At 65.9% G+C, this 22,922-nt stretch carries 27 protein-coding genes; 13 read left to right on the top strand and 14 right to left on the bottom strand.

All coding sequences use genetic code 11. The annotated features are described in order from the left end of the window. Nucleotides 1-217: 217 nt before the first annotated feature. Entirely contained in the window at nt 218-1,123 is a 906-nt protein-coding gene (locus QO207_RS13165) for a DMT family transporter (protein WP_301532831.1), read from the bottom strand. Between the two features lie 82 nt (nt 1,124-1,205). Then, on the bottom strand, nt 1,206-1,706 hold the full coding sequence (locus QO207_RS13170; protein ID WP_301532832.1) for a GNAT family N-acetyltransferase: 501 nt from the start codon (nt 1,704-1,706) through the stop codon (nt 1,206-1,208). Between the two features lie 175 nt (nt 1,707-1,881). On the opposite strand from QO207_RS13170, the gene aceK reads away from it, so the two are divergent. Then, nucleotides 1,882-3,618: a bifunctional isocitrate dehydrogenase kinase/phosphatase gene (aceK, locus tag QO207_RS13175; RefSeq protein WP_301532833.1), complete on the top strand. Its 1,737-nt coding sequence runs from the start codon at nt 1,882-1,884 to the stop codon at nt 3,616-3,618. A gap of 330 nt (nt 3,619-3,948) precedes the next feature. On the opposite strand, the gene QO207_RS13180 is transcribed toward aceK, so the two are convergent. The 4 genes from QO207_RS13180 to QO207_RS13195 form a co-directional block, all read right to left on the bottom strand. Then, entirely contained in the window at nt 3,949-4,473 is a 525-nt protein-coding gene (locus QO207_RS13180; protein WP_301532834.1) for a DUF2937 family protein, read from the bottom strand. A gap of 90 nt (nt 4,474-4,563) precedes the next feature. After that, a complete protein-coding gene (locus tag QO207_RS13185; protein WP_301532835.1) occupies nt 4,564-5,337 on the bottom strand; it encodes a class II glutamine amidotransferase in 774 nt (257 codons plus the stop codon). A gap of 3 nt (nt 5,338-5,340) precedes the next feature. After that, nucleotides 5,341-5,787, bottom strand: a complete 447-nt coding sequence (locus QO207_RS13190) for an HIT family protein (RefSeq protein ID WP_301532836.1) — start codon at nt 5,785-5,787, stop codon at nt 5,341-5,343. A 65-nt stretch (nt 5,788-5,852) separates the two neighbouring features. Beyond that, the gene (locus tag QO207_RS13195; protein WP_301532837.1) at nt 5,853-6,323 is read right to left on the bottom strand and encodes an MFS transporter; all 471 of its coding nucleotides are present in this window, start codon (nt 6,321-6,323) and stop codon (nt 5,853-5,855) included. Nucleotides 6,324-6,427: 104 nt separating this feature from the next. Here QO207_RS13195 and QO207_RS13200 point away from each other — a divergent pair, with 104 nt between their 5' ends. Both QO207_RS13200 and QO207_RS13205 read left to right on the top strand, forming a co-directional pair. Beyond that, a complete protein-coding gene (locus tag QO207_RS13200; RefSeq protein WP_301532838.1) occupies nt 6,428-8,488 on the top strand; it encodes a S9 family peptidase in 2,061 nt (686 codons plus the stop codon). Beyond that, a complete protein-coding gene (locus QO207_RS13205) occupies nt 8,488-8,829 on the top strand; it encodes a CPCC family cysteine-rich protein (RefSeq protein ID WP_301532839.1) in 342 nt (113 codons plus the stop codon). The genes QO207_RS13200 and QO207_RS13205 overlap by 1 nt, the downstream gene beginning before the upstream one ends. Nucleotides 8,830-8,836: 7 nt before the next feature. Here the strand turns inward: QO207_RS13205 and QO207_RS13210 are convergent, their stop codons facing one another. Next, nucleotides 8,837-9,466 (bottom strand): LysE family translocator, encoded by a 630-nt coding sequence (locus QO207_RS13210; protein ID WP_301532840.1) that lies wholly within the window; start codon nt 9,464-9,466, stop codon nt 8,837-8,839. 72 nt (nt 9,467-9,538) lie between these two features. Beyond that, nucleotides 9,539-9,988: a YcgN family cysteine cluster protein gene (locus tag QO207_RS13215; RefSeq protein WP_296285585.1), complete on the bottom strand. Its 450-nt coding sequence runs from the start codon at nt 9,986-9,988 to the stop codon at nt 9,539-9,541. A 247-nt stretch (nt 9,989-10,235) separates the two neighbouring features. Here QO207_RS13215 and QO207_RS13220 point away from each other — a divergent pair, with 247 nt between their 5' ends. After that, complete coding sequence (locus QO207_RS13220) at nt 10,236-10,829, top strand: nitroreductase family protein (RefSeq protein ID WP_301532841.1); 594 nt, start codon at nt 10,236-10,238, stop codon at nt 10,827-10,829. Between the two features lie 132 nt (nt 10,830-10,961). Here the strand turns inward: QO207_RS13220 and QO207_RS13225 are convergent, their stop codons facing one another. The 3 genes from QO207_RS13225 to rnd form a co-directional block, all read right to left on the bottom strand. Next, nucleotides 10,962-11,894: a D-2-hydroxyacid dehydrogenase gene (locus QO207_RS13225; RefSeq protein ID WP_301532842.1), complete on the bottom strand. Its 933-nt coding sequence runs from the start codon at nt 11,892-11,894 to the stop codon at nt 10,962-10,964. Nucleotides 11,895-12,143: 249 nt separating this feature from the next. After that, nucleotides 12,144-12,437, bottom strand: coding sequence for a YcgL domain-containing protein (locus QO207_RS13230; protein ID WP_024766453.1), 294 nt, complete (start codon nt 12,435-12,437; stop codon nt 12,144-12,146). Nucleotides 12,438-12,454: 17 nt separating this feature from the next. Continuing rightward, a complete protein-coding gene (gene rnd, locus QO207_RS13235; protein ID WP_301532843.1) occupies nt 12,455-13,594 on the bottom strand; it encodes a ribonuclease D in 1,140 nt (379 codons plus the stop codon). Nucleotides 13,595-13,727: 133 nt separating this feature from the next. Between rnd and QO207_RS13240 the strand changes: the two genes are divergently transcribed. Then, on the top strand, nt 13,728-14,789 hold the full coding sequence (locus QO207_RS13240) for an SMP-30/gluconolactonase/LRE family protein (RefSeq protein ID WP_301532844.1): 1,062 nt from the start codon (nt 13,728-13,730) through the stop codon (nt 14,787-14,789). A 22-nt stretch (nt 14,790-14,811) separates the two neighbouring features. Here QO207_RS13240 and QO207_RS13245 read toward each other — a convergent pair whose 3' ends face one another. Continuing rightward, entirely contained in the window at nt 14,812-15,606 is a 795-nt protein-coding gene (locus QO207_RS13245) for a 1-acyl-sn-glycerol-3-phosphate acyltransferase (RefSeq protein ID WP_301532845.1), read from the bottom strand. Between the two features lie 80 nt (nt 15,607-15,686). On the opposite strand from QO207_RS13245, the gene QO207_RS13250 reads away from it, so the two are divergent. The 4 genes from QO207_RS13250 to QO207_RS13265 all read left to right on the top strand — a co-directional run bounded on the left by QO207_RS13250 (nt 15,687) and on the right by QO207_RS13265 (nt 19,464). Beyond that, nucleotides 15,687-16,541, top strand: a complete 855-nt coding sequence (locus tag QO207_RS13250; RefSeq protein WP_301532846.1) for a sulfurtransferase — start codon at nt 15,687-15,689, stop codon at nt 16,539-16,541. Nucleotides 16,542-16,654: 113 nt separating this feature from the next. Further along, entirely contained in the window at nt 16,655-17,338 is a 684-nt protein-coding gene (locus QO207_RS13255) for a tetratricopeptide repeat protein (RefSeq protein ID WP_301532847.1), read from the top strand. Between the two features lie 181 nt (nt 17,339-17,519). Beyond that, on the top strand, nt 17,520-17,999 hold the full coding sequence (locus QO207_RS13260; RefSeq protein ID WP_301532848.1) for a hypothetical protein: 480 nt from the start codon (nt 17,520-17,522) through the stop codon (nt 17,997-17,999). A gap of 187 nt (nt 18,000-18,186) precedes the next feature. Next, nucleotides 18,187-19,464: an outer membrane protein transport protein gene (locus QO207_RS13265; protein WP_301532849.1), complete on the top strand. Its 1,278-nt coding sequence runs from the start codon at nt 18,187-18,189 to the stop codon at nt 19,462-19,464. Between the two features lie 266 nt (nt 19,465-19,730). On the opposite strand, the gene QO207_RS13270 is transcribed toward QO207_RS13265, so the two are convergent. Further along, nucleotides 19,731-20,300, bottom strand: a complete 570-nt coding sequence (locus QO207_RS13270) for a MarR family winged helix-turn-helix transcriptional regulator (protein ID WP_301532850.1) — start codon at nt 20,298-20,300, stop codon at nt 19,731-19,733. 114 nt (nt 20,301-20,414) lie between these two features. On the opposite strand from QO207_RS13270, the gene QO207_RS13275 reads away from it, so the two are divergent. The 3 genes from QO207_RS13275 to QO207_RS13285 are packed head-to-tail and all read left to right on the top strand — an operon-like array spanning nt 20,415 to nt 21,235. Then, the gene (locus QO207_RS13275) at nt 20,415-20,648 is read left to right on the top strand and encodes a thioredoxin family protein (protein ID WP_301532851.1); all 234 of its coding nucleotides are present in this window, start codon (nt 20,415-20,417) and stop codon (nt 20,646-20,648) included. 19 nt (nt 20,649-20,667) lie between these two features. Then, nucleotides 20,668-20,922, top strand: coding sequence for a DUF2024 family protein (locus QO207_RS13280; protein ID WP_301532852.1), 255 nt, complete (start codon nt 20,668-20,670; stop codon nt 20,920-20,922). Nucleotides 20,923-20,926: 4 nt separating this feature from the next. Continuing rightward, nucleotides 20,927-21,235, top strand: coding sequence for a Rho-binding antiterminator (locus tag QO207_RS13285; protein ID WP_301532853.1), 309 nt, complete (start codon nt 20,927-20,929; stop codon nt 21,233-21,235). Here QO207_RS13285 and QO207_RS13290 read toward each other — a convergent pair. Further along, the gene (locus QO207_RS13290; protein ID WP_301532854.1) at nt 21,225-21,764 is read right to left on the bottom strand and encodes a DUF2058 domain-containing protein; all 540 of its coding nucleotides are present in this window, start codon (nt 21,762-21,764) and stop codon (nt 21,225-21,227) included. The two genes, QO207_RS13285 and QO207_RS13290, sit on opposite strands and share 11 nt — an antisense overlap. Nucleotides 21,765-21,926: 162 nt before the next feature. Between QO207_RS13290 and QO207_RS13295 the strand changes: the two genes are divergently transcribed. Continuing rightward, nucleotides 21,927-22,859: an aspartyl/asparaginyl beta-hydroxylase domain-containing protein gene (locus tag QO207_RS13295; RefSeq protein ID WP_301532855.1), complete on the top strand. Its 933-nt coding sequence runs from the start codon at nt 21,927-21,929 to the stop codon at nt 22,857-22,859. Nucleotides 22,860-22,922: the final 63 nt, after the last annotated feature.

A 22,922-nucleotide genomic window follows, 5' to 3' on the forward strand; every position in this document is an offset into this window, starting at 1 on the left:
GCTTGCTCCCTCTCCCCTGCCCTCTCCCTGAAGGGAGAGGGGGTTTCCGAGCGGCTCGGATTGCCGTGCTCTACTGATGCCTTGGTTGCAGGCTGAGCAGGTCATTTCCCTTTACACCGAACCAGTCCCCTCTCCCTTCGGAGCGGGGCGCGCAGCCAGGGTTAGGGAGAGGGCTGCCCTCGGCACCAAAGTTTCACTACAACGCCCCAACAACCCCTCAACCCGCCGCCTCCACCTTCGGCTGCGGCGCCGGCCGCAGCACCAGCCACAGCGCCAGCGCAATCAGCACGCCGCCCTGCAGGTGCGCCCAGGACAGCGACTCGTCCAGCAGCAGCACGCCCCAGAACACCCCGAAAGGCGGAATCAGGAAGGTCACCGTCATGGTCTTCAGCGGGCCGATGCTGGCCAGCAGGCGGAAGTACAGGACATAGGCGAAGGACGTGCAGAGGAAGCCCAGCCCGGCCAGCGCCAGCAGGATCTTCGGTTCGGCCAGCGGCGCTAATGGCATGTCCAGGCTGGTGCCAAGGAAGAACGGCAGCAGGCAGAGTGTCGCACCGGCCTGGCTGCCCAGGGCCGAGACGGCGAAATCCAGCCCGCCCTGGTCGTTGATCCAGCGCTTGGTGAAATAGCCGGCGAAGCCATAGCAGGTGGTCGCCACCAGGCAGGCGGCGGCGCCCCAGAGCACCGGGGCATCGAAGGGCACCGGGCCGGCACGGGTCAGCACCGCCACACCCGCCAGCCCCAGCAGCACGCCGAGAGCCTTGCCGCCGGTGAGCGCCTCACCGAAGAACAGCGAGCCGATCAGCACGCCCATCAGCGGCGTGGTGGCGTTGAAGATCGCCGAATACCCGGCCGGCAGAAACTGCGCCGCCAGGCTGTACATCAGCACCGGAATGCCCGAGGCGATCACGCCGATCAGCAGCAGGCGCACCAGCTTGCCGCGAAAATCCCAGCGCGTGCGCAGCGCCAGCATGATCAGCACCAGCCCGATGGCCGAGAGGAACACCCGGAAGAACGCCGTCGGCATCACCCCGATGGCCGGCACCAGTTGCCGCATGAAAAGAAAACTGGCGCCCCAGATGGCGGCCAGACCGAACATGTTGAGCAGAGCGGCAGGGTTCATCGCGACAGGCTCCAGGGCAGGAAAGCCACCAGCCTACGCCGGTGGTGAAGGGCATCCATCCACAGCTGACTTTCAAAGTCCATCAGCGATTCTGCCGCAGCCGCGCCATGCTCAGCACGTCGGTGTAAACACCATCACGCAGGGCGAACTCGCGCAGCGTTCCTTCCACCTCGAAGCCGAACTTGCGGTACAGCGCGATGGCCGGCTCGTTGTCAGTGAAAACGGTCAGCTCGACGCGGCGCAGGCCCATCCAGTTGTCGGCAACGTCCATCAGTTCGGCCAGCAGCCGCGTGCCAATGCCGCGTCCCTGCCAAGCCACGGCGACGCCCATGCCGATGCTGCCGCACTGACTGCGGCGCACGCGCGGGTACTGTTCCAGGCTGGCGCTGCCGATCACCTCGCCCTGGTGCAGTGCCAGCAGGGAAATGCGGCGCTCGTCGTCCAGCACCATGCGCTTGCGCCACAGTTCCGGCGCCTGATAGGGCATCTGCAGGACCTGGCGAGCCACCGCCGGATCGTTGTAGAGGGCCGCGAGGCCATTGATGTGCTGCTCGGTGCAGCGTTCGATGCGGACGTCTTGCATGGCGTATCGGCTCCTTGCCGAAGGGGATGCACGAGGCTCTTTTCCAGGAGAGCGGCCGGCCAGCATACGCGCTAACCCTGCGGGAAAGCTGCACGATCCAGCGAAGAATCCGCCCTTTCCCAACTGGTTCGCCGTGGCTAAGCTCGCTGCACCAGAACCCAGCAGAGGCGCTCCCATGGCTCAGCACTGGCCGGCGACCGAGATCGCGACCCTGATCCTCCAAGGCTTCGACGACTACCGCGCGAAGTTCCACCAGATCACCGCCGGCGCCCCGGCGCGCTTCGAGCAGGCGCTCTGGCAGGAAGCGCAGCAGGCCTCGACCGAGCGCATCGAGCTGTACGAGGAAATGGTTGCCGAGACCGTGGCCCGACTGGCCGAGGCCATGGCCGGCATCGACCTGGTGGATGTGGAGCGCTGGCCGATCGCCAAGAGCGCCTACATCACCTTGCTCGACCCGCGGCTGGACGACGAACTGGCGGAAACCTGGTTCAACTCGATCTTCTGCGGCCTGTTCAGCCACGACAACATCAGCGACGGCACGATGTTCGTGCACACCACCCGCCCCGCCCTGCGCGCCCATTCCCGCGACCCGCACACGCGCATCTACCGCCCCGGCGGCAAGCTGCGCGAGGCGCTGGAAAACATCTTCGACGACTACCGCTTCGCCGTGGACTACGACGACCGCGAGCGCGACCTGCAGCGCATGGACAGCCTGCTGCACGCCAACCTGCCGGACTGGGTGTGCAAGGACCCGACCCTGACCATCGAGCTGATCGGCTCGGTGTTCTACCGCAACAAGGGCGCCTACCTGGTGGGCCGCCTGTTCACCCCGGACGAGCAGTGGCCGCTGGTGTTCCCGCTGGTGCACCACGAAGGGCGCGGCATCCAGTTCGACACGGTGATCACCGACGAGGCGGAAGTCTCGATCATCTTCTCCTTCACCCGCTCCTACTTCATGGTCGACGCGCCGGTGCCGGCAGAGATGGTCGCCTTCCTCAAGCGCCTGCTGCCGGGCAAGCACATCGCCGAGCTGTACACCTCCATCGGCTTCTACAAGCAGGGCAAGAGCGAGTTCTACCGCGCGCTGATCAACCACCTGGCGACCACCGACGACCGCTTCGTCATGGCCCCCGGCGTGCGCGGCATGGTGATGAGCGTGTTCACCCTGCCGGGCTTCAACACCGTGTTCAAGATCATCAAGGACAACTTCAACCCGGCCAAGACCGTCGACCACGCCACGGTGATTCAGAAGTACCAATTGGTGAAGAACCACGACCGCGTCGGGCGCCTGGCCGATACCCAGCAGTTCGCCGACTTCCGCTTCCCGGTGGGCAAGTTCGACCCCGACTGCCTCGCCGAACTGCTCGACGTCGCGCCCTCCACCGTGCAGATGGAAGGCGACGTGGTGCTGATCCGCCACTGCTGGACGGAACGGCGCATGACCCCGCTGAACATCTACCTCGAACACGCCACCCCCGCGCAGGTGGAAGAGGCGCTGAAGGACTACGGCCTGGCGATCAAGCAACTGGCGGCGGCGAACATCTTCCCCGGCGACATGCTGCTGAAGAACTTCGGCGTCACCCGCCACGGCCGCGTGGTGTTCTACGACTACGACGAGATCTGCTACCTCACCGAGGTGCACTTCCGCCACATCCCGCCAGCGCGCTACGAGGAAGACGAGATGTCCTCCGAGCCCTGGTACTCGGTGGGGCCGATGGACGTGTTCCCGGAGGAGTTCCCGCGCTTCCTGTTCGTCGACCTGAAGCTGCGCCGGCAATTCGCCAAGCTGCACGGCAACCTGTTCGACGCCGACTACTGGAAGGGCCTGCAGGAACAGATTCGCGCCGGCAAGGTGATCGACGTATTCCCCTACCGCCGCCACGAATCCCCGGAAGAGGCGCTGGCGCGCTGAGCCCTGGCTCATTCGCGCGCCCATGCACCTGACGCCTCGCGGCGGATAACGCTGGCGCGTTATCCGCCCTACGAACCCAGCCAGCGTATGGGCTCTCGTAGGAGCGGACCTTGTCCGCGAAATGGCCGGCAGGCCATGCTTGGGGGCAGCACCACTATCGCGGTGATCGCGGAGAAGCTCCGCTCCTACAAGAGCGGTGCAGTGTGGCGCTTCAGTACGTAGGGCGGATAACCCGGAACGGGTTATCCGCCGGATACCTCGCGGCGGATAACGCTGCCGCGTTATCCGTCCTACAAAGGCCTGCTGGGTGTGCTTTTCGCAGGAGCGCCTTCAGTTCCAGTGCCGCCGCGTCGCGCGGCGGTTGTCGCCCAGGCCGACCAGCGCCGCCACGGAGGCCATCAGTACCTCAGCAATCCACGCCAGTACCAGCCCACCGGCCAGCGCCCAGCCGATGGCTTCGGGTTCCAGCACCACCTGGTAGCGATAGTTGGCGTAGGTTTCCTGCAGCAGTTCGTGGTTCGGCGCCGTCACCATGTGCAGCGCGCGCTGGTACCAGGTGCCTTGCAGGGCCTGCCATTCGTTCTCGAACAGCTGGGCACGGCGCATCAGCCGTTCGATGTTGTCGGCGTCGCGCTGGAACACCGGGTCCGGGCTGCCCCGATAGTGCGCCACCAGGGCACTCAGGTCGCCCTGGAAGAACTGCCCGGAGGTGTCCTTGAACCCTTGCAGCGCCTGGGTTGCCTCGATGCGGTGGGCATCGACGCGTTGCGCGTAATCCTTGATGAAGCCCGGTATCTGCACGGCGACCAACAGGCCCAGTGCGAACAGCACCATGCGTACGTAGCTGCGCAGCATTGTTTTCCCCTCTCGTTCTTATGATGTGCAAGGCGCCGGTGGATTCTCCCGGTTGCCGCGTCGGCGTGCCGGGAGTGCTTCACGTCCCGCTCAGATGCGACCCTGGGTGACGATCTCGCCACGCCACCAGAGCATCCACTCGCCGCCCTGCATGCGGGTCCAGTTCTCGTTGTCGGTCAGCGGTTCGGTGGCGATCACCGTGACCACGTCGTTGGGCGTGGTCTCGGACTGGAAGTCCACGGTCATGTCGGCATCGCGCAGGCGCGCCGGGCCGAACGGAGCGCGGCGGGTGATCCAGGCCAGCTTGGTGCTGCAGAAGGTGAACAGCCAATCGCCATCGCTGAGCAGGCAATTGAATACGCCCTTCTCGCGGTAGGAGGTGCAGGCGGTGACCAGGGTGGGTAGGAGGACTTCCACTGGCACCGGTTCGGGGAAGGCCCGGCGCACGCGGTTGAGCAGGTCGCAGAAGGCCGCTTCGCTGTCGGTGTCGCCCACTGCACGGTACAGGCCGGGCTCAGGGTTGAAGTCGGCGAGCTGGCCGTTGTGGGCGAAGGTCCAGTAGCGACCGCCCATTTCGCGCACGAAGGGATGGGTGTTGGACAGGCAGACCTTGCCGACGTTGGCCTGGCGGATATGGCCGATTACCGCCTCGCTCTTGATCGGGTAGCGCTGCACCAGCCGCGCGACTTCCGAGTCGACGCTCGCTGTCGGGTCCTGGAACAGCCGCACGCCGCGCCCTTCATAGAAGGCGATGCCCCAGCCGTCGCGGTGCGGGCCGGTGCCGCCGCCGCGCTGCATCAGCCCGGTGAAGCTGAAGACGATGTCCGTCGGGACGTTGGCGCTCATGCCGAGCAACTCGCACATGAATCAGTTCTCCTCCATCAGTGCCTCGCGCAGCTGATGCAGCTCGCGATCCAGGCGATTCTGCAGCCTTTTCCGCCCCAGCGGCAGGAACCGCGTGAGCCCGCGCAGCACCAGGGCCGGCAGGTCGTTCAGCTCACGCGGGATAAGGTGCAGGTGAAAATGGGCGACATGCTGGTTGGCCGCGGGACCATCGTTGACCAGCAGGTTGATGCCGACCCGCCCATAGCCGGCTCGGCGCAGCACGCGCTGCATGCGCTCGGCCAGCGGGATCAGGTCCTGCTGCGCCGCCTCCGAGAGCTGGTGCAGGAAAGCCGCGTGCTCGCGGGCCACCAGCAGCAGGTGCGCGGGGCGCAGCGGATAGATGTCCAGCAGCACGATGAAATGGTCGTCTTCGTAGAGGGTACGGGCCGGCACGCGACCGGCCGCGATGGCGCAGAACACGCAGTCCATGGGAACTCCTCGAAAGGCCGTTCAGTTCATGCTGGACGCGTACGAGGCAGGACGCAAGGCGCGTGCTACAGGCGCGGCTCGATCCGTGCGCGGCTGTCGTGCCGCTCGCTCGGGTGGGAATTGACGCCCTCGACCAGCTCAGGCTGCATCAGCTGGCGCAGGGTCGGCTCGTCTGCCGCTTCCTTGTCCTGGCGGCGTTTCTTCAGCGAACGCTCCAGCGGCCAGCGGATCAGCACGAACAGCAGGTACAGGCCGAAGGAGGCCAGCAGCACCAGGGCCAGGTCGGAGACTGCGCGCCAGGCGTTGTTGCCGACCTTGAACACCACGTCCAGCGCAGTGATGGCGATGGCCGGGGCATACAGGTTGTTCGCCGGGTCCACCGGGGTGGGGGTGAACAGCAGGACGACGACTATCACCCGCAGGGGTTCGCGCAGCCAGCGCCACATCCAGCCGGTCATCAGGAACCAGACCAGGGTCAGGCCCAGGCCGGCGCCGATATAGGCGCCCCAGGCGAGCATGTAATCGTGTTCGTTCATGCGCGTGCGTACGTGCGGTGTCGACGGAGGGGTGCGTATGATAGCCGCTTTTCCCCATGGGTGCGCAGCCGGGCGTCATCCATGCCGCCACACGAGGATTCGCCATGACCGACCGCCAGCCCCCCATCGCCCGTCGCGAGGCCGCAGCCGATCCCTATGCGTGGTTGGAAAACCGCGATGCCGAGGACGTCCTCGACTACCTGAAAGCAGAAAATGCCTACCTGGAAGATCAACTTCTTCCTCAGACAAAGCTGCGGGAAACCCTGTTCCAGGAGATCAAGGGCCGTATCCGCGAGACCGACCTGTCGCTGCCCACGCCGTGGGGCCCCTGGCTCTATTACCAGCGCACCACCGCCGGCGACGAGTACCCGCGCCACTACCGCGCACCGCGCCCGGCCGACGGGTCGCTGACGGTCGACGAGAACGCCGAGCAGCTGCTGCTGGACCCGAATGCCCTGGCTGGCGATGACTTCCTGTCGGTCGGTGCCTTCAGCATCAGCCCGGATCATTCGAAGCTGGCCTACAGCCTGGATACCAGCGGCGACGAGATCTACACCCTCTACGTGAAGGACCTGGCCGACGGCAGCATCGCCACCCTGCCCTTCGAGGATTGCGACGGCAGCCTGACCTGGGCCAACGACAACCGCACCCTGTTCTTCGGCGAGCTGGACGACACCCACCGTCCGCACAAGCTCTATCGCCATCGCCTGGGCGACAGCGGCGCCCAACTGGTCTTCGAGGAGCCGGACGGCCGCTTCTTCCTGCACTGCTACCGCGCCAGCTCCGAGCGCCAGCTGGTGCTGCTGCTGGGCAGCAAGACCACCAGCGAAGCCTGGGTGCTCGACGCCGCCACGCCGGACGGCGAGTTCGTCTGCCTGGCCGCGCGCGAAGAAGGCCACGAGTACTACCCCGACCACGGCCGCTTGAACGGCGACTGGGCCTGGCTGATCCGCAGCAACCAGACCGGTATCAACTACGCCCTGTACCACGCCAGCGAAGCGCAGCCGACCCGCGCCCACTGGGTCGAGCTGGTGGCGCACCGCGACGACGTGATGCTCGAAGGCCTGACCCTGAGCGCCAGCGCCCTGACCCTGAGCCTGCGCGAGGGCGGTTTGCCGATTGTCGAGGTCCACCCGCACGGCCAGCCGGCGCACCGCGTCGACCTGCCGGACGCCGCCTACAACCTCTACGTGCAGGACAGCCTGGAGTTCGACAGCCCGGTGATCCGCCTGCGCTACGAGGCGCTCAACCGCCCGGCACAGATCCGCCAGCTGGACCTCGCCAGCGGCGAGCAGCAGGTACTCAAGCAGACCCCGGTGGAAGGCCCCTTCGACGCCGACGCCTACGAAAGCCGCCGTCTCTGGGCGGATGCACCCGATGGCGTGCAGGTGCCGATCAGCCTGGTCGGCCGCCGCGAAGTGCTGGAAGACATCGCCCGTGGCAAACCGGCGCCGCTCTACCTCTACGGCTACGGCGCCTACGGCGAGAGCCTCGACCCGTGGTTCTCCCACGCGCGTCTGAGCCTGCTGGAGCGCGGCTTCGTCTTCGCCATCGCCCATGTGCGTGGTGGCGGCGAGCTGGGCGAAGCCTGGTACCGCGCCGGCAAGCTGGCGCACAAGCAGAACACCTTCAGCGACTTCATCGCCTGCGCCGAACACCTGCTCGGCCACGGCTACAGCACCCCGGCCCAGCTCGCCATCAGCGGCGGCAGCGCCGGCGGCCTGCTGATCGGCGCGGTGCTCAACCAGCGCCCGCAGCTGTTCGCCGCGGCCATCGCCGAAGTGCCCTTCGTCGATGTGCTCAACAGCATGCTCAACCCCGACCTGCCGCTCACCGTCACCGAGTACGACGAGTGGGGCAACCCGCAGGAGCCGGAGGTCTACGAGCGCATCCGCGCCTACGCGCCCTACGAGAATGTAAGCGCCCAGGACTACCCCGCCCTGCTGGTAGTGGCCGGCTATAACGACAGCCGCGTGCAGTACTGGGAAGCCGCCAAGTGGGTGGCCAAGCTGCGCGTCAGCAAGACCGACGAGCGCCTGCTGCTGCTCAAGACCGACCTGGGTGCCGGCCACGGCGGCATGAGCGGCCGCTACCAGGGCCTGAAGGACGTCGCGCTGGAATACGCCTTCCTGTTCAAGGTACTGGGCATCGAAGGCAATTCCTGATGCTCTACACCTGCCCCTGCTGCGGCCATTTCAGTTTCGGCGACCCTCCGGGGTCGTACGAAATCTGCGAGATCTGCTTCTGGGAAGACGATCACCTGCAGCTGTGCTTCCCCGACGCGCGCGGCGGCGCCAACGCCGTGAGCCTGATCGAGGCGCAGGTCAACTATGTGCAGTGGGGTGCCTGTGAACGGCGCTTCCGCGCCCAGGTGCGCCCGGCAACCATCGACGACGTGAAGGACGACCGCTGGTTCCCGTTGTGGGAGAAGCGTGTGGAGCTACCGGACGACGAAGCGCCGCTGGCCGGCGAAGAAGCCTGCTACTGGCTGCGCACGCCGGGCTGAATAGCTTTCAGCGACGGCTGCTGAAGGCCAGGCCGACACCCATGGCGACGATCAACCCGCCCGAGGCGCTCTGCTGCCAGCGCCGCCAGCTCGGGTTGCTGCCCACGCGATTGCCGACGCGCCCGGCGACCAGCGACACCGCGGCATTCACCAGGCAACCGCCGAGGTTGAACAGCAGGCCGAGGCAGAGAATCTGCAGCACGAAGTTCGGGCCGCCGGCCGGCACGAACTGCGGCAGGAAGGCGAGGAAGAACAGCGCCACCTTGGGGTTGAACACGTTGACCAGCATGCCCTGCAGGAACACCCGGCTCAGCCGTGCGGGCTCCAGCTCGGTGCGTTTCTGTTCGCGCCAGGCGCCGCGGATCAGCTGCACGCCGAGCCAGACCAGGTAGAGCGCGCCCAGCCACTTGAGCACGCCGAAAGCCACGCTGGACATCATCAGCAACGCCGACAGGCCGAAGGCCGCTGCCAGCATGTGCACCACGCAGCCGGCGCCGATCCCCAAGGTCGACATCAGGCCCGCCGCCGGACCCTGGGCAGCCGAACGCGAGGCCACGTAGAGCATGTCCGGGCCGGGCGTGAGGTTGAGTGCGAGGGTGGCGATGAAGAACAGGCTGAGGCTTTCAAGGCTGGGCATGGCGCGGCTCCGGGACGGCAGACGCGCAGCATGCCACGCCGGGCGCCGCTTGCGGAACCCGCGGCGGCTGGCTCAGCCGGCGCGGAAGATCAGGTGCTCTTCCCAGTCGTCCTCGGCCACCGAGTTCTCGCTGAGCATGCGCCCGGACTGCGAGATGCGCTCGTGGTGCACCGCGTCCGGATCACCGCAGACCAGGTGATGCCACAGCGGCAGGTCCTTGCCCTCGGCCACCAGGCGGTAGCCACAGGTCGGCGGCAGCCACTGGAACTCGTCGGCCTGGGCCGGGGTGAGCTGGATGCAGTCGGGCACGCTGGCGCGGCGGTTGGCGTAGTCGGTGCAGCGGCAGGTCTTCATGTCCAGCAGCTTGCAGGCGATGCGCGTGTAGTAGACGGCGCCGTCGTCCTCGTCTTCCAGCTTCTGCAGGCAGCACAGGCCGCAGCCGTCGCACAGCGACTCCCACTCTTGCTGATCGAGCTGGTCGAGGGTCTTGCGTTTCCAGAAGGGTTCGACTTTGGCGGCCATTTTTTATACAGGGGCAATTTCACGGGGCGCAAAGTCTAAGCCTCGCGAGCAGCAAGGCCAAGTGCAGGCGACCATTGACCGCGCGGCGCTTGCCAGAGCGTGTCGCGCTGGTTAGTTTGACCGACCCACGGGCCCGGTCCGCTTGCCTTCTACCAGTGCCGCGAGACCCACCAGCCGCCCAACCCCACCGCGATGCCCGGCCGACCACGGCACCATCGGCAGAGTCCAAACCCTTCAAGGAGCCACCATGAGCGCCAATCCGCGCGTTTCCGAGCACCCCATCGACCCGCAGTTCATCAATCGCTGGTCGCCCCGCGCCTTCAACGGCGAAGCCATTCCCCAGGAGACCCTGCTGAGCTTCATCGAGGCCGCGCGCTGGGCGCCGTCCTCCTTCAACTCGCAGCCCTGGCGCTTCCTCTTCGCCCTGCGCGACACGCCGAACTGGCAGCGCTACCTGAACCTGCTCGGCGAGTTCAACCGCGGCTGGGCGCAGCACGCCTCGGCGCTGGTGGTGGTGCTGTCGAAGACCACCTTCGCCCCGCCCGGCTCCAGCGAGGAAAAGCCGGCCCTGTGGCACAGCTTCGACACCGGCTCCGCCTGGGGCTTCCTCGCCCTGCAGGCGAGCCTGGCCGGCTGGCATACCCACGGCATGGCTGGCTTCGATCGCGAACTGGCGCGCACTGAGCTGAAGGTCCCGGCGGATCATGAGATCCATGCGGTGATCGCCATCGGCAAGCTCGGCGACAAGTCGATCCTCGCCGAGAGCCTGCAGGCCCGCGAAGTGCCCAACGCCCGCCGCCCGCTGGCGGAGATCGTGGCCGAGGGTGATTTCTCGCTCTGATGCCTGACCTGTAGGAGCGAGCGTGCTCGCGAATCGCATGGCACCGAGTTATGCGGTTCGCGAGCAAGCTCGCTCCTACGAAAAGCCACAAAAAAAAGGCCCCAATGGGGCCTTTTTCGTTACCGCTAGCGGTCAGTACCCGCGGGAGAAATCCACCTCGCCACGCATGGCCTGCCCCGCCCAGAAGCGCGTGAGGTTGTCGCGGAACAGGTCGATCAGCAGGGTCGGCAGCGTCGGTGCGGCGGTATGGCCAGTCAGCAGCAGGCGCGGCGTGTGCCAGAACGGGTGGGAGACCGGCAGCGGCTCCTCGCGGCAGACGTCGATCACCGCGCCAGCGAACTGGTTGGCCTCCAGCGCCGCGACCAGGTCCGCGTCCACCACCGACGTGCCACGCCCGGCATTGAGGAACAGCGCGGTGGGCTTCATCCGCTGGAACAGCGCGAGGTTATAGACATCGCGAGTTTCCGGGGTGTCGGGCAGCAGGTTGATCACGTAGTCGGCGGTTTCGGTCAGGCGCGGCAGGTCTTCCATGCCGCCCATGCGGCCGAAGGGCACCAGTGCCCGCGGATTCTTCGCCACGCCGACCAGCTCGACACCGAACGGCGCCAGCATGTGCGCCACCGCCTGGCCGATCTCGCCGGTACCGACGATGAGAATCTGCCGGCCACTCAGGCTGCCCGGCACGCGGTCGTCCCATTGCACGCCCACCTGGCTGGCCAGGCGGCCGAGGAACTGGCGTTCATGGGCGAGCATGTAGGTGAGCAGGTATTCGGTCATGACCTGACCGAAGATACCGACGGCGCGGGTCAGGGCGTAGTCCTTGGGCAGGTCGTCACCCAGCAGCGGGGTGATACCGGCCCAGCTGGACTGGATCCACACCGGGTGCACGCCCTGACGCAGAAGCTGCGCGGCCAGGGTCGGCTCGCCGAGCCAGACCGGGCATTCCGCCGCGGCCTCCACCAGCTTGGCCGGGTCGTTGCCGGAGATCACCGTCAAACGGGGTTCGGCCGCCATCAGCAGGGCGGCGTAAAGAGCGTGTTCGCGATCGAGTACGAGCAGGCGCATGGTCAGGCCTTTCGCTTCGAACGGTGGAGCATTTCCGGCTGGCGCATCTTGGCTCGCTTCAGGTGGGCTTCCCTGGGGATATCGTCATCAGTTCGAGGGAAGTCAGGCGGCTATAGACACAGCCAGAGACCAAGCGTTCCGCTCCGTTGAACCCTTCGCTCCGCGCATAATGCGCTCAAGCCGCGAACTTGCACAGTGCCAGCACCGGGCAAATCCGCGGCCTGAAGGGGTCGCGGCGCAAATCCAAGGTCAGACCGGATCGTTGCGCCGCAGCAGCTCCTCGGGCAGGTGTTCGATGTACTCGTCTTCGGCCGGCGGCATCTGCAGGTGGAAGCCCTGCTTCTCGATGTTTTCCAGCACCACGTTGATGTCCTCGCGGGCCAGCTGGCGCTCGGGGCTGAGCACCAGGTCGAAGGTGTGCTTGGGCGCGCCGAACGCCGCCAGCAGTGCTTCGGGCACGCGGCTCAGGGCTTCGCGCTTGTCGACGTACAGGTACATCTCGTTCTTGCGCGGGCTCTTGTAGATGGAGCAGATGCGTTTCATGTCGAAGTGTTTCCGCGTTATTCGGTGGTAGGAGCCGCGAGGCTGTCGAGCAGGGCCTGGCCCATCAGCTCGCGGCGCCAGCCTTGCAGCGAATCGGGCAGTTGGTAGGGGCCGTTGGGCCAGCCGGTCTTGAGCAGGGCTTCGAGGATCTTCTTGCGCAGCATCAGTTCGGGCGCCATCTGCAGGCGCTCGGCTTCCTTCTGGCCGACTTCGCGGAGCATCTTCAGCACCGGGGTGATCTCACGCGGCAGCGGCTCGGGCAGCGTCTGCGGGCGATCGGCCTCCGGCAGCTTCGCCGCGTGGGCGATCAGCGCGATCAGGGTGTCGCCATCCTGGCGCACGGTGCGCGGGTGCATGTCGTCGATGCGCGCCAGGGCGACCTTGTCAGTCGGCTGGAAGCGCGCCAGCGGCCACAGGGTGTGCTCGCGCAGGATGTGGTTGCGCGGCTTGTTGCGCAGCCGCGCCTGCTCCTCGCGCCAGACACACAGCTCGCGCAACACGGCCAGTTGCTGGGGATTGAGCTTCCACGCCAGCTTGATATCGAGGTAGGCCTGCTGCGGGTCGCTGACGCGGCTCTGGTTGTTGGTCAGGTCGGTGCCGTCGGCCAGCAGCCACTGCAGCTTCTCGTCGCTCAGGCGCGGCGCCAGCTTCACGTAGACCTCGGCCAGGTGCAGCACGTCCTCGGCGGCGTAGCGCACCTGCATGTCGGTCAGCGGGCGCTGCAGCCAGTCGGAGCGGGTCTCGTCCTTGGGCAGGTCGAGGCCGAGGATTTCCAGCACCAGCTTGGAATAGCCCATGGAATGCGGCATGCCCAGGTAGGCGGCGGCCAGCTGGGTGTCGAACAGTGGCTGCGGCAGGCTGCCGGTCAGGCGCTGGAACACTTCCAGGTCCTCGCCGCAGGCATGGAACACCTTGACCACCACCGGCGATTCGAGCACGGCGGCGAACGGCGACCAGTCGCGGATCAGCAGCGGGTCGATCAGCCACACGCCACTGCCATCGCCCACCTGCACCAGGCCGGCGGCCGGGTAGAAGGTATCGACACGCATGAACTCGGTATCGAGCGCGAGGTACGGCAGTTCTTTCCAGTCCTGGCACTTGCGCTCCAGGGTGGCATCGTCGCGAATCCACTGTATGTCGAGGACGGTCACGAACATCTCCTTCGTTTCGGTGCGCGCAGTATATAGAGATGCAGGATGTGCGAGCATTCCGCTCGGCTATCGGCGTGTGACGATTTGCTGGCAACTTCTACGCTTTGCCCCGCCCACAACAACAAGAAGGCAGCTTTGCATGAAAAAGCTTTTCGCTCTGGTCGTCCTGCTGGTGGCCGCGCTCGCCGTGTACCTGGCGCTCACGCCCAGCCCCATCGACCCGCTGACCTGGACGCCGCCCAAGGCGCCGCCGATGACCGGCGTGATGGAACCCAACGACACGCTGATGAAGGCCGAACTGCTCGCCCAGGGCCAGATCGTCGGTCCCGAGGACACCGCCGTGGACAGCCAGGGCCGGGTCTTCGCCGGGTTGGATGACGGGCGCATCGTGCGCATCGGCGCCGACGGCAAGGCCGAAACCTTCGTCGAGACCGGCGGCCGCCCGCTGGGCCTGGCGTTCGACAAGGCCGGCAACCTGATCGTCGCCGATGCCTGGAAGGGCCTGCTGCAGGTCGACCCGCAGGGCAAGATCCGCCTGCTCAGCGATTCGGCCGATGGCCTGCCGTTCGGCTTCACCGACGACCTCGACATCGCCAGCGACGGGCGCATCTACTTCAGCGACGCTTCCAGCCGCTTCCACCAGCCCGACTACATCCTCGACCTGCTCGAAGCGCGCCCCCACGGCCGCCTGCTGCGCTACGACCCGGCCACCGGCAAGACCGAGACGCTGCTCAAGGACCTGTACTTCGCCAATGGCGTGGCGCTGTCGCAGCACGAGGACTTCGTGCTGGTCAACGAAACCTACCGCTACCGCATCACCCGCTACTGGCTCAAGGGCGAGAAGGCCGGGCAGCACGAGGTATTCATCGACAACCTGCCGGGCCTGCCGGACAACCTCGCCAGTGACCGCGAGGGCACCTTCTGGGTCGCCCTGCCTTCGCCGCGCAAGGCCGATGCCGACGTGATCCAGCAGATGCCCTGGCTCAAGCGCCAGCTCACCAAGCTGCCGCGCGCCGTGCTACCCAAGCCGGTGCCCTATGGCCTGGTGATCCAGGTGAACGAGAAAGGCGAGATCGTGCGCAGCCTGCACGACACCAGCGGCCAGCACCTGCGCATGGTGACCTCGGCCAAGCCGGTGAACGGCGTGCTGTACCTGGGCAGCCTGGAGAACGACCGTATCGGGCGGCTCCCTATCCGCTGAGGGCTCCAACTCCACTGACGCCTCAGGCCGGCGTCTGCTCCTGTGGGGCAGGCGCCGGAACAGGCTGAGGGCTGGACTCCAGCAGCTCCAGCATGCGCACCCGCACCTCGCTCATCAGCGCATCGACGCCGCGCTCGGTGTATTGGGTGGAGTCGATGGGCGCGCCGACATGCACTTCCACCGGCATGCCGATATTCAGCTTCAGCCCACCCGCTGGCAGCAACTGCTGGATGCCGCGGATCGCCACCGGGACGATGATCGCGTCGGTCTGCTGGGCCAGGCGGAAGCAGCCCTTCTTGAACGGCTGCAGCTTGCCATCCTTCGAGCGCGTGCCCTCGGGCGCGGCCCAGAGCACGATGCCGCTTTCCATCATGTCGCGCGCTTTCGCCAGGTCCGCCATGGCCTGGTGGCGGTTGTGCCGGTCGATGGAGGGGAACTCCGCCGCGCGCATCGCCGCGCCCCACACCGGCACGGCGAACAGTTCCTTCTTCGCCAGCATGCGGATCGAGCCGGGCATGGTCACGAAGATCGCCGGGATGTCGTAGAAGCTGGAATGGGTGCAGAGGATCATGTAGCGGCGCCCGTCGCCGAAGTCCGGCACCTCGCCATGGCGGCTCATGCGCGCGCCGGTCAGGCGCAGCAGGCTGCCCGACCAGTCACGGGTGAAACCGTCGACCTTGGCGCGGCGCAGCCGGCCGATGGCGCCCAGCGCCAGGACCCGGACGCTGTAGCCCAGGGTGATCAGAACGGTCGCCAGCCCCACCAGGGCGACGCGCAGCGGGCCCGCCTTGCGCGGTGCCGATTGCTGGTTGTGCATGTTCGCCAACTCCCCACCAACTTTTCATCGTACAAGCCTTATGATGCGTTTCGGCCCCGTCACGACACAGGAATGCGCCCATGACCCACGCCCGCCTGCTCACCGCCGAGCAACTGGCCGCCCGCCTCGATGACCCGAAACTGGTCCTGCTCGACTGCCGCTTCTCCCTCGAGGACGCGGCCTACGGTGCACGCAGCTACCAGGAGAATCACATTCCCGGCGCCCACTACGCTGACCTGAACCAGGACCTGTCCGCCCCCGTGGTAGCTGGCGTCACCGGTCGCCACCCTCTGCCGGACCCACGCGAATTGCAGGAGCGCTTGCGCGCCTGGGGCCTGGATGCCGACAGCGAAGTGGTGCTCTACGACGACGGCCCCGGCGCCTACGCCGCCCGCGCCTGGTGGCTGCTGCTGTGGCTGGGCAAGAGCGAGGGCGTCTACCTGCTCGATGGCGGGCTCACCGCCTGGCGCAATGCCGGCCTGCGCCTGACCACAGCCGAATCGCCGGAACGCCGCGGCGACTTCAGTGGCCAGCCGGACAACAGCCTGCTGATCAGTGCCGGGGAACTGGCTGCCCAGCTGAACGATCTCAACCTGCCGCTGATCGATGCCCGCGGCCTGCCGCGCTTCCGCGGTGAAGTCGAACCCATCGACCCGGTTGCCGGGCACATCCCCGGCGCACAGTGCGCAGCCTTCACCGACAACCTTGGCAACGACGGCCGCTTCCTGCGCCCCGAACACCTGCACCAGCGCTTCGCCGGCCTGCTGCGTGGCCGCCCCGCACAGGATCTGGTGGCTTACTGCGGCTCCGGCGTTACCGCCTGCCACAACCTGTTCGCCATGAGCCTGGCCGGCTATCCGCTGGGCCGCCTGTACGCCGGTTCCTGGAGCGAATGGATCACCGACGCCCAACGTCCGGTGGCCAAGGGCGACTGATCCGCCGCCCACAGCAAATCCGGAAGACACATCACACAAAGTTCTTCCGCCGCCATGGATAGCGACACGGGCATGCGTCAGACTCATGCCCGTTTTTTCAAAGGAGTGAATTCATGTCCCTGCGTCTGCGTCCGTCCCTGCTTGCCAGCACCCTGCTCGCCAGCGCCCTGCTCGCCAGCGCCCTGCTCTGCCTGGGCGTTGCCTCGCCGAGCCACGCCGCTTCCCTGGAAGCCACTCCCTGCGATATCAGCGACCAGTGGTCGGACCTCTACGGCGATGACCTGATCCAGGCCGCCAAGGCCGGCCACGCCTCCGCCCAGTACAGCCTGGGCCTGGAGTACGACGCCGGCAGCGACGAGTACGAACAGGACTACGAGAAGGCCGCCTACTGGTACCGCAAGGCCGCCGAACAGGGCCACGCCTGCGCGCAGTACAACCTGGGCAACGCCTACGACAACGGCGACGGCGTGGAGAAGGACGCGGAGAAAGCCGTGTTCTGGTACCAGAAGGCCGTCGACCAGGGCGACAAGGATGCCCAGTACAACCTCGCGATCATGTACGAGAACGGCACCGGCGTGACCCGCAGCTACAAGACCGCCTTCGCCCTCTACCTGAAGTCCGCCGAACAGGGCGACGTCGATGCGCAGTTCGAAGTGGCCGAGAGCTATGCCAAGGGCCGTGGCGTGGCGAAGAACCCGGCCCAGGCCCGCGCCTGGTACCAGAAGGCCGCCGACCAGGGCCACGAAGAGGCCGAGGAAAAGCTCTCGGCGATGCCGGAGTTAGCCCCGAGCATCTAATCGCCGGAAGGAATATGCACGCACCTTGCGCCGACGAAACAATTTAAAAACAGACCTTTACATCATCTTCATCGCACTACACTTCAAGTCGAGCGGCTAAGTCCGCTTCCGGCGGGGCCGAGGATAATCACAGAAGCTGCCAAGTCGCCCAGCCCCGCCGGTCATTGATGACGAGGATGTCATGGGAATCGCCGCGAACGACCTGTGCCAGTACGTGATCCGCCCCACCCTGCACTATCTGGGGCGGCACAGTGTCGCGGCCGAATCGCTGCTGCTGGGGGCAGCAGCCTGTCAGTCGGCGCTGGGGAGCGCCCTGGATGACAGCCATGGCCATGGGCTGTATCGCATCGGTGAACATCGGCACCAGACGCTCTGGGATGGATTCCTGGCGCTGGATCCGGAGCTGGCCAGCCGCGTTCGAGGGCTGGCCAGCCAACACGCCTTTCTCGACGCCCCGCACCTGGAACTCACGGTCAACCTGCGCTACAGCACGGCCATCGCCTGGATGATGGTCGAAGCCGAGGGCCTGCCTGCGCCGCTGGCGGAGGACCCCATGGAGCTGGCGCGTGTCTGGCGGCGGGTTTTCCACCCTCATGGTCGCCTGCATGACTTCGTCGATGCCTGGCACAGCTATGTCGGCACCCTCCGGCAAGTCGCCTAGGAAAAGTCATAGGCCTGTGGATGACCGATCGGTCAGAAAAAATTTACATACAGCGACGAACGGTACTCATCCCGATGGAACGTTCGTTTGAGCTTCAAGGCCCTAGGTAGAGCGTTTTTCCGCCTCTACCCAAGTCTCCGGAATCTTGATAGCTTGCGCGCCGTTAAACACAGGAGTTGCTCTTACAATGAAAACAACATGGCTTAAGACCACCCTCGCACTGACCATTAGCGCTGCCTCCGCCCAGGTGCTTGCCAACGGCATCGCCATCAACGAGCAGAGCGCCAGCGGCGCCGGTACCGCCTACGCAGGCCGCGCTTCCTCGGCATTGGACGCCAGCACCATCTACGGCAACCCTGCCGGCATCTCCAAGCTCAAGCGTACTGAAGTCAGCGGCGGTATGGCCGTGGTCTCGGCCAAGGACGATATCAGCGACGCGCACAGCAGCGCTTCGGGCAGCAACAAGGGCGATTCCGTCCCGCTGGCTGCCGTCCCGTTCGGCTACTTCTCCACCCCGCTGGACGACAAGGTCAGCGTCGGCCTGGGCGTCTACGTGCCCTACGGCATCATCAACGACTACGAAAGTGGCTTCCAGGGCCGTTCCCACGGTTCCTACAGCAAGGTCCAGGTGATCACCGTCCAGCCGACCATCAGCTACAAGTTCAACGACGTGGTGGCAGTCGGCTTCGGCCCGACCATCAACCGCATCGACGGCAAGCTGGAGAACTACCTGGCAACCCAGGGCCTGTTCGGCGCCCAGCAGGACACCAAGGTCAGCATCAAGGGTGACGACACCGCCACCGGCTTCAACGTCGGCCTGCTGATCACCCCGACCGAGAGCACCTCCATCGGCGCGACCTACCACTCCAAGGTCAAGTACGAGCTGGAAGGCCACACTACCGTTTCCGGTTCGCCCGCCGGCCTGTTCGATTCGCGCATGGATGCCAGCCTGGACATCACCCTGCCCGAGTCGCTGGACCTGTCCATCACCCAGAAGCTGGATGACCGCTGGACCGTCTACGGTGGCACCACCTGGACGCGCTGGAGCCGTCTGAAGTCCATCGAAGTGCAGAACACCGGCGCTCCGCTGGCCGCCTTCGACACCATCGGCGAAGACCTCAGCTGGCACGACACCTGGTCCGCGGCCATCGGTACTTCCTACCAGGTCAACGATCAGCTGGTACTCCGTACCGGTTTCGCCTACGACCCGTCGCCGACCAGCAACGAGCACCGTACCGTGCGTATCCCGGTGGGCGATCGCAAGATCTTCACCCTGGGCGCCGGCTACTCGCCCAACGCCGACATGACCTTCGACGTGGCGTACGCCTACCTGTGGGAATCCACTGCCAGCGTGAACCAGCCTGACGGCGAAAGCCTGGCTGGCCTCAACCTGCAGCCGGCCTACAGCGCCAAGTACGACAACAGCGCCCACGGCCTGACCGCGCAGATGACCTATCGCTTCTGATAGTTTGCGCGCCATGAAAAAGCCGGGCTGATGCCCGGCTTTTTCTTGCCTGCGATTCAGTAGGCTGGGCTCCGCCACGCCCAATCAGTAGGGCGCATTACCTGGAACAGGTTATCCGCCGCCAGACTGACGTCGGATAACGCTGACGCGTTATTCGCCCTACAGACTGCGGCCTTCCTGTAGGAGCGAGCTTGCTCGCGAACCGCTTGACGCTATAGACGTCGGGAAACCCTGTTCGCGAGCAAGCTCGCTCCTACGAAAAGCTCTCAGGCGGCCTGGTCGGGGGCGGAATGCTCGCGGCAGATCAGCTCGCCTTCGCGGGTTTCCAGGCGCTCGCCAGTCAGCCCGCACAGCGCTCCGTCATCCAGCTTCTGGTGGAAGCGACAGGTGCGGCACAGGCCGAAGCCCGGCACGTTCTCCTGGCGCTGCACCGTGGTCAGCAGTTCGCGCAGCAGCGACACCAACAGCTCGCTGCGCTCCCCCAGCGCTTCTTCGGCGCGGCGCAGGAAGGCTGGCGGCACCAGCGCATCGATCAGCTCCCTGCCCTCCTGCGTCAGTTCCAGGTGCACGCTGCGGCGATCCTGGGCGTCCGGGCGTTTCTCGATCAGGCCCTTGGCCTCCAGCGCCTTGAGCGACTGCGACACCGTGCCCTTGGTCAGGCCAAGGTAGTCCGTCACCCCCAGCGGCGTATCCGAATAGCGATTGCAGCGCGCGAGGTAGTTCAGCGCGCTCAGCTGGATCGGCTGCAGGTCGGCCATCAGCGGCTGCTCGCGCGCCCAGGCGCGCATCAGGCTGGCGATGCGTTCGAGATGGTCGTACAGGCTCGTATCGGTCATGGGCTGATCCCTCCGATAGATAGTATCGATCAAAAACCAGTTTGACAGAAGGCGTTTTTCACCGGCAGACTGAAATGGTATCGAATCGATACATAATCAATCAGGAGAAAGACCATGAGCAAAGCCGTTTACTACCATGCCGGTTGCCCCGTCTGCGTCGAAGCCGAGCGTGCCCTGCTGCCGCTGCTGAACCGCGAAGTAGAGGTGGTGCACCTGGGCGAGCAAGGTCCGCGCGTCGCCGAAGCCGAAGCGGCGGGCGTGAAATCGGTACCGGCGCTGGTGGTCGATGGGCAGGTGCTGCACCTGAACTTCGGCGCCGCACTGTCCGATCTGCAGCCCTCTAGCTAAAGAGAAGGGAGGGCACGCCATGCAGGTCCACGTCTACGACACCCACGTGCGCACCCGCGATGGCCGCTACCTGCACTTCGACGTCCTGGTCCAGCCGAACGATGCCAGCCGTGCCGAGCATTTCGCTACGCACTGGCTGGCCTCGCGCGGCATCCAGGCGGCGGACGTGCAGGCGAGCCGCTGCCAGTTCTGCCACAGCGAGTTCTCCTCGCCGGCAGTGGAGGCAGCGCTGCACGGCCAGGGTTACGCGATCATCGAACTGGAGGGCTGCTGAGGCCATGGCCGAGTATCAGCCAATGGACTGCGATCTCCACGACTTCCTGGAGATCGCCTGCCTGTACCGCTACTGGCTGCGTATCGAGCTGCGTGACGGCCTGGCGTTCGACGCCCAGGCCTTCACCACGCACACGCGCAGAAACGCGGACGGGGCGCTGGAGGAATACCTGGAAGTGCGGGTGGACGACGCCAGCCGCGAGCTGCGGCTGGATCGTCTGCATGCCATCACGCCACTGGCGGCGCAGGCACTGTTCGGCAGGGTGGAACTGAACCCGGCCGGCGGGGCCGACCGGGGCGACCTCACCACATGAGGTCGTCGGGCACCACGTAATCCTTGTAGGGATCGTCGTCGTCCGGCTCACCGCTGGGCTCGCTGAGCAGGATGATGCGGCGCTCGTCGCGCTCCTGGATGCGCAGCGCGGCATCACGCGGGACGATCTCGTAGCGGCCGTCGTAGCTGACAATGGCCAGGCTGCCGCGGCTGAGCTTGTCGCGGACCATGTCGTTGACCGCGATGCGCTTGACCTTCTTGTTGTCGACGAAGTTGTAGTAGTCGTCCGACTCCAGCTTGGGCAGGCGGGTGCCTTCGATCAGTTGCTTGATCTGCGCAGCCTTGGCCTTCTTGTCGGCCTTCTCCTGCTGCTGGCGGTTCAGCTCGGCATCACGGGCCTGCTTCTCGGCCTGGGCCTGCAGGGCCGCCTGACGCTGGCTGTCGTCCTTCTCCACCTGGTTCTTGTGCTCCAGGCGCTGCTGTTTCTGCTTCTGCTTGCCGGCCTGTTTGGCCTGCTTTTCGTTGACCAGCCCGGCTTTCAGCAGCTGATCACGCAATGACATGCTCATTGATTAAGGCTCTCCAACAGCCCATGTTGATGCAGGACAAATCCCAGACGAACGCATAGCTTCGGCGGGACTGTCCACAGGGGGTATAATCCTCGGGCCTGAGCCAGCGCAGTGCAAGTGCCTGACTCGATTTCACACCTCTGGAGCGGACCTGCCACCTCCATGCTGAAACTCATCGTTCTTGCGATCCTGGCGATTTTCCTCCTCGCCATTCTCTACGTACACCTGCGCGGCAAGGTACGCCTGCCGTTTCTGCGCCAGGTGGTGAACCACTCCGCCTGGTTCGCCCCGTACAACTCGCTGATGTACCTGAACTCCAGCGTGCCGTCCAAGCCCTACCTGGACCGCGAGCGCTTCCCCGAGCTCGACAAGCTGCGCGACAACTGGCAGATGATCCGCGAGGAAGCCGAGCAGCTGTTCGACGAGGGTTACATCCGCGACGCCCTGAACAACAACGAGGCCGGCTTCGGCTCCTTCTTCAAGAAGGGCTGGACCCGCTTCTACCTGACCTGGTACGACGGCCCCCTGCCCTCGGCGCAGCAGCTCTGCCCGAAGACCGTGGAGCTGGTGAGCAGCATCCCCAACGTCAAGGGCGCGATGTTCACCCGCCTGCCGCCGCGCAGCCACCTGAACAAGCACCGCGACCCCTATGCCGGTTCGCTGCGCTATCACCTGGGCCTGGCGACGCCGAACTCCGACGACTGCCGCATCTTCGTCGACGGCCAGCCCTACGCCTGGCGCGACGGCCAGGACGTGATGTTCGACGAGACCTTCGTCCACTGGGTGAAGAACGAGACCGACGAATCGCGGCTGATCCTCTTCTGCGACATCGAGCGCCCGCTCAAGTCCTCGCTGCTGACCCGCCTCAACCGCCGCGTCAGCGCCTTCCTCGGCCGCGCCACCGCGCCGCAGAACGTCGAGGGCGAGCGCGTCGGCGGGATCAACCAGGCCTACTCGGTGCTGATCCGCCTGGGCGACGCCGTGGGCAGCAAGGTGAAGGTGTTCAAGCGCGCCTACCCCAAGGCCTACCGTATCGGCCGGCCGATCCTCGCCGTGTTGCTGCTGGTGCTGGTCCTGCGCTGGTTGTTCGGCTGACCGCTTTTTTGTAGGAGCGAGCTTGCTCGCGAACCACTTGATGCCGGCGCTGCCGGAGACTGT

The organism is Pseudomonas sp. CAN1 (genome assembly GCF_030462585.1).
Taxonomy (GTDB): domain Bacteria; phylum Pseudomonadota; class Gammaproteobacteria; order Pseudomonadales; family Pseudomonadaceae; genus Pseudomonas.

Coding starts and splice junctions, on each gene's coding strand:
- QO207_RS13240 (WP_301532844.1), top strand. CDS start 13,728: ATGAAAAAGCTTTTCGCTCTGGTCGTCCTGCTGGTGGCCGCGCTCGCC.
- QO207_RS13245 (WP_301532845.1), bottom strand. CDS start 15,606: ATGCACAACCAGCAATCGGCACCGCGCAAGGCGGGCCCGCTGCGCGTC.
- QO207_RS13270 (WP_301532850.1), bottom strand. CDS start 20,300: ATGACCGATACGAGCCTGTACGACCATCTCGAACGCATCGCCAGCCTG.
- aceK (WP_301532833.1), top strand. CDS start 1,882: ATGGCTCAGCACTGGCCGGCGACCGAGATCGCGACCCTGATCCTCCAA.
- QO207_RS13290 (WP_301532854.1), bottom strand. CDS start 21,764: ATGAGCATGTCATTGCGTGATCAGCTGCTGAAAGCCGGGCTGGTCAAC.
- QO207_RS13200 (WP_301532838.1), top strand. CDS start 6,428: ATGACCGACCGCCAGCCCCCCATCGCCCGTCGCGAGGCCGCAGCCGAT.
- QO207_RS13275 (WP_301532851.1), top strand. CDS start 20,415: ATGAGCAAAGCCGTTTACTACCATGCCGGTTGCCCCGTCTGCGTCGAA.
- QO207_RS13265 (WP_301532849.1), top strand. CDS start 18,187: ATGAAAACAACATGGCTTAAGACCACCCTCGCACTGACCATTAGCGCT.
- QO207_RS13250 (WP_301532846.1), top strand. CDS start 15,687: ATGACCCACGCCCGCCTGCTCACCGCCGAGCAACTGGCCGCCCGCCTC.
- QO207_RS13195 (WP_301532837.1), bottom strand. CDS start 6,323: ATGAACGAACACGATTACATGCTCGCCTGGGGCGCCTATATCGGCGCC.
- QO207_RS13170 (WP_301532832.1), bottom strand. CDS start 1,706: ATGCAAGACGTCCGCATCGAACGCTGCACCGAGCAGCACATCAATGGC.
- QO207_RS13220 (WP_301532841.1), top strand. CDS start 10,236: ATGAGCGCCAATCCGCGCGTTTCCGAGCACCCCATCGACCCGCAGTTC.
- QO207_RS13260 (WP_301532848.1), top strand. CDS start 17,520: ATGGGAATCGCCGCGAACGACCTGTGCCAGTACGTGATCCGCCCCACC.
- QO207_RS13180 (WP_301532834.1), bottom strand. CDS start 4,473: ATGCTGCGCAGCTACGTACGCATGGTGCTGTTCGCACTGGGCCTGTTG.
- QO207_RS13210 (WP_301532840.1), bottom strand. CDS start 9,466: ATGCCCAGCCTTGAAAGCCTCAGCCTGTTCTTCATCGCCACCCTCGCA.
- QO207_RS13295 (WP_301532855.1), top strand. CDS start 21,927: ATGCTGAAACTCATCGTTCTTGCGATCCTGGCGATTTTCCTCCTCGCC.
- QO207_RS13225 (WP_301532842.1), bottom strand. CDS start 11,894: ATGCGCCTGCTCGTACTCGATCGCGAACACGCTCTTTACGCCGCCCTG.
- QO207_RS13215 (WP_296285585.1), bottom strand. CDS start 9,988: ATGGCCGCCAAAGTCGAACCCTTCTGGAAACGCAAGACCCTCGACCAG.
- QO207_RS13205 (WP_301532839.1), top strand. CDS start 8,488: ATGCTCTACACCTGCCCCTGCTGCGGCCATTTCAGTTTCGGCGACCCT.
- QO207_RS13190 (WP_301532836.1), bottom strand. CDS start 5,787: ATGGACTGCGTGTTCTGCGCCATCGCGGCCGGTCGCGTGCCGGCCCGT.
- QO207_RS13280 (WP_301532852.1), top strand. CDS start 20,668: ATGCAGGTCCACGTCTACGACACCCACGTGCGCACCCGCGATGGCCGC.
- QO207_RS13230 (WP_024766453.1), bottom strand. CDS start 12,437: ATGAAACGCATCTGCTCCATCTACAAGAGCCCGCGCAAGAACGAGATG.
- QO207_RS13255 (WP_301532847.1), top strand. CDS start 16,655: ATGTCCCTGCGTCTGCGTCCGTCCCTGCTTGCCAGCACCCTGCTCGCC.
- QO207_RS13285 (WP_301532853.1), top strand. CDS start 20,927: ATGGCCGAGTATCAGCCAATGGACTGCGATCTCCACGACTTCCTGGAG.
- rnd (WP_301532843.1), bottom strand. CDS start 13,594: ATGTTCGTGACCGTCCTCGACATACAGTGGATTCGCGACGATGCCACC.
- QO207_RS13185 (WP_301532835.1), bottom strand. CDS start 5,337: ATGTGCGAGTTGCTCGGCATGAGCGCCAACGTCCCGACGGACATCGTC.
- QO207_RS13165 (WP_301532831.1), bottom strand. CDS start 1,123: ATGAACCCTGCCGCTCTGCTCAACATGTTCGGTCTGGCCGCCATCTGG.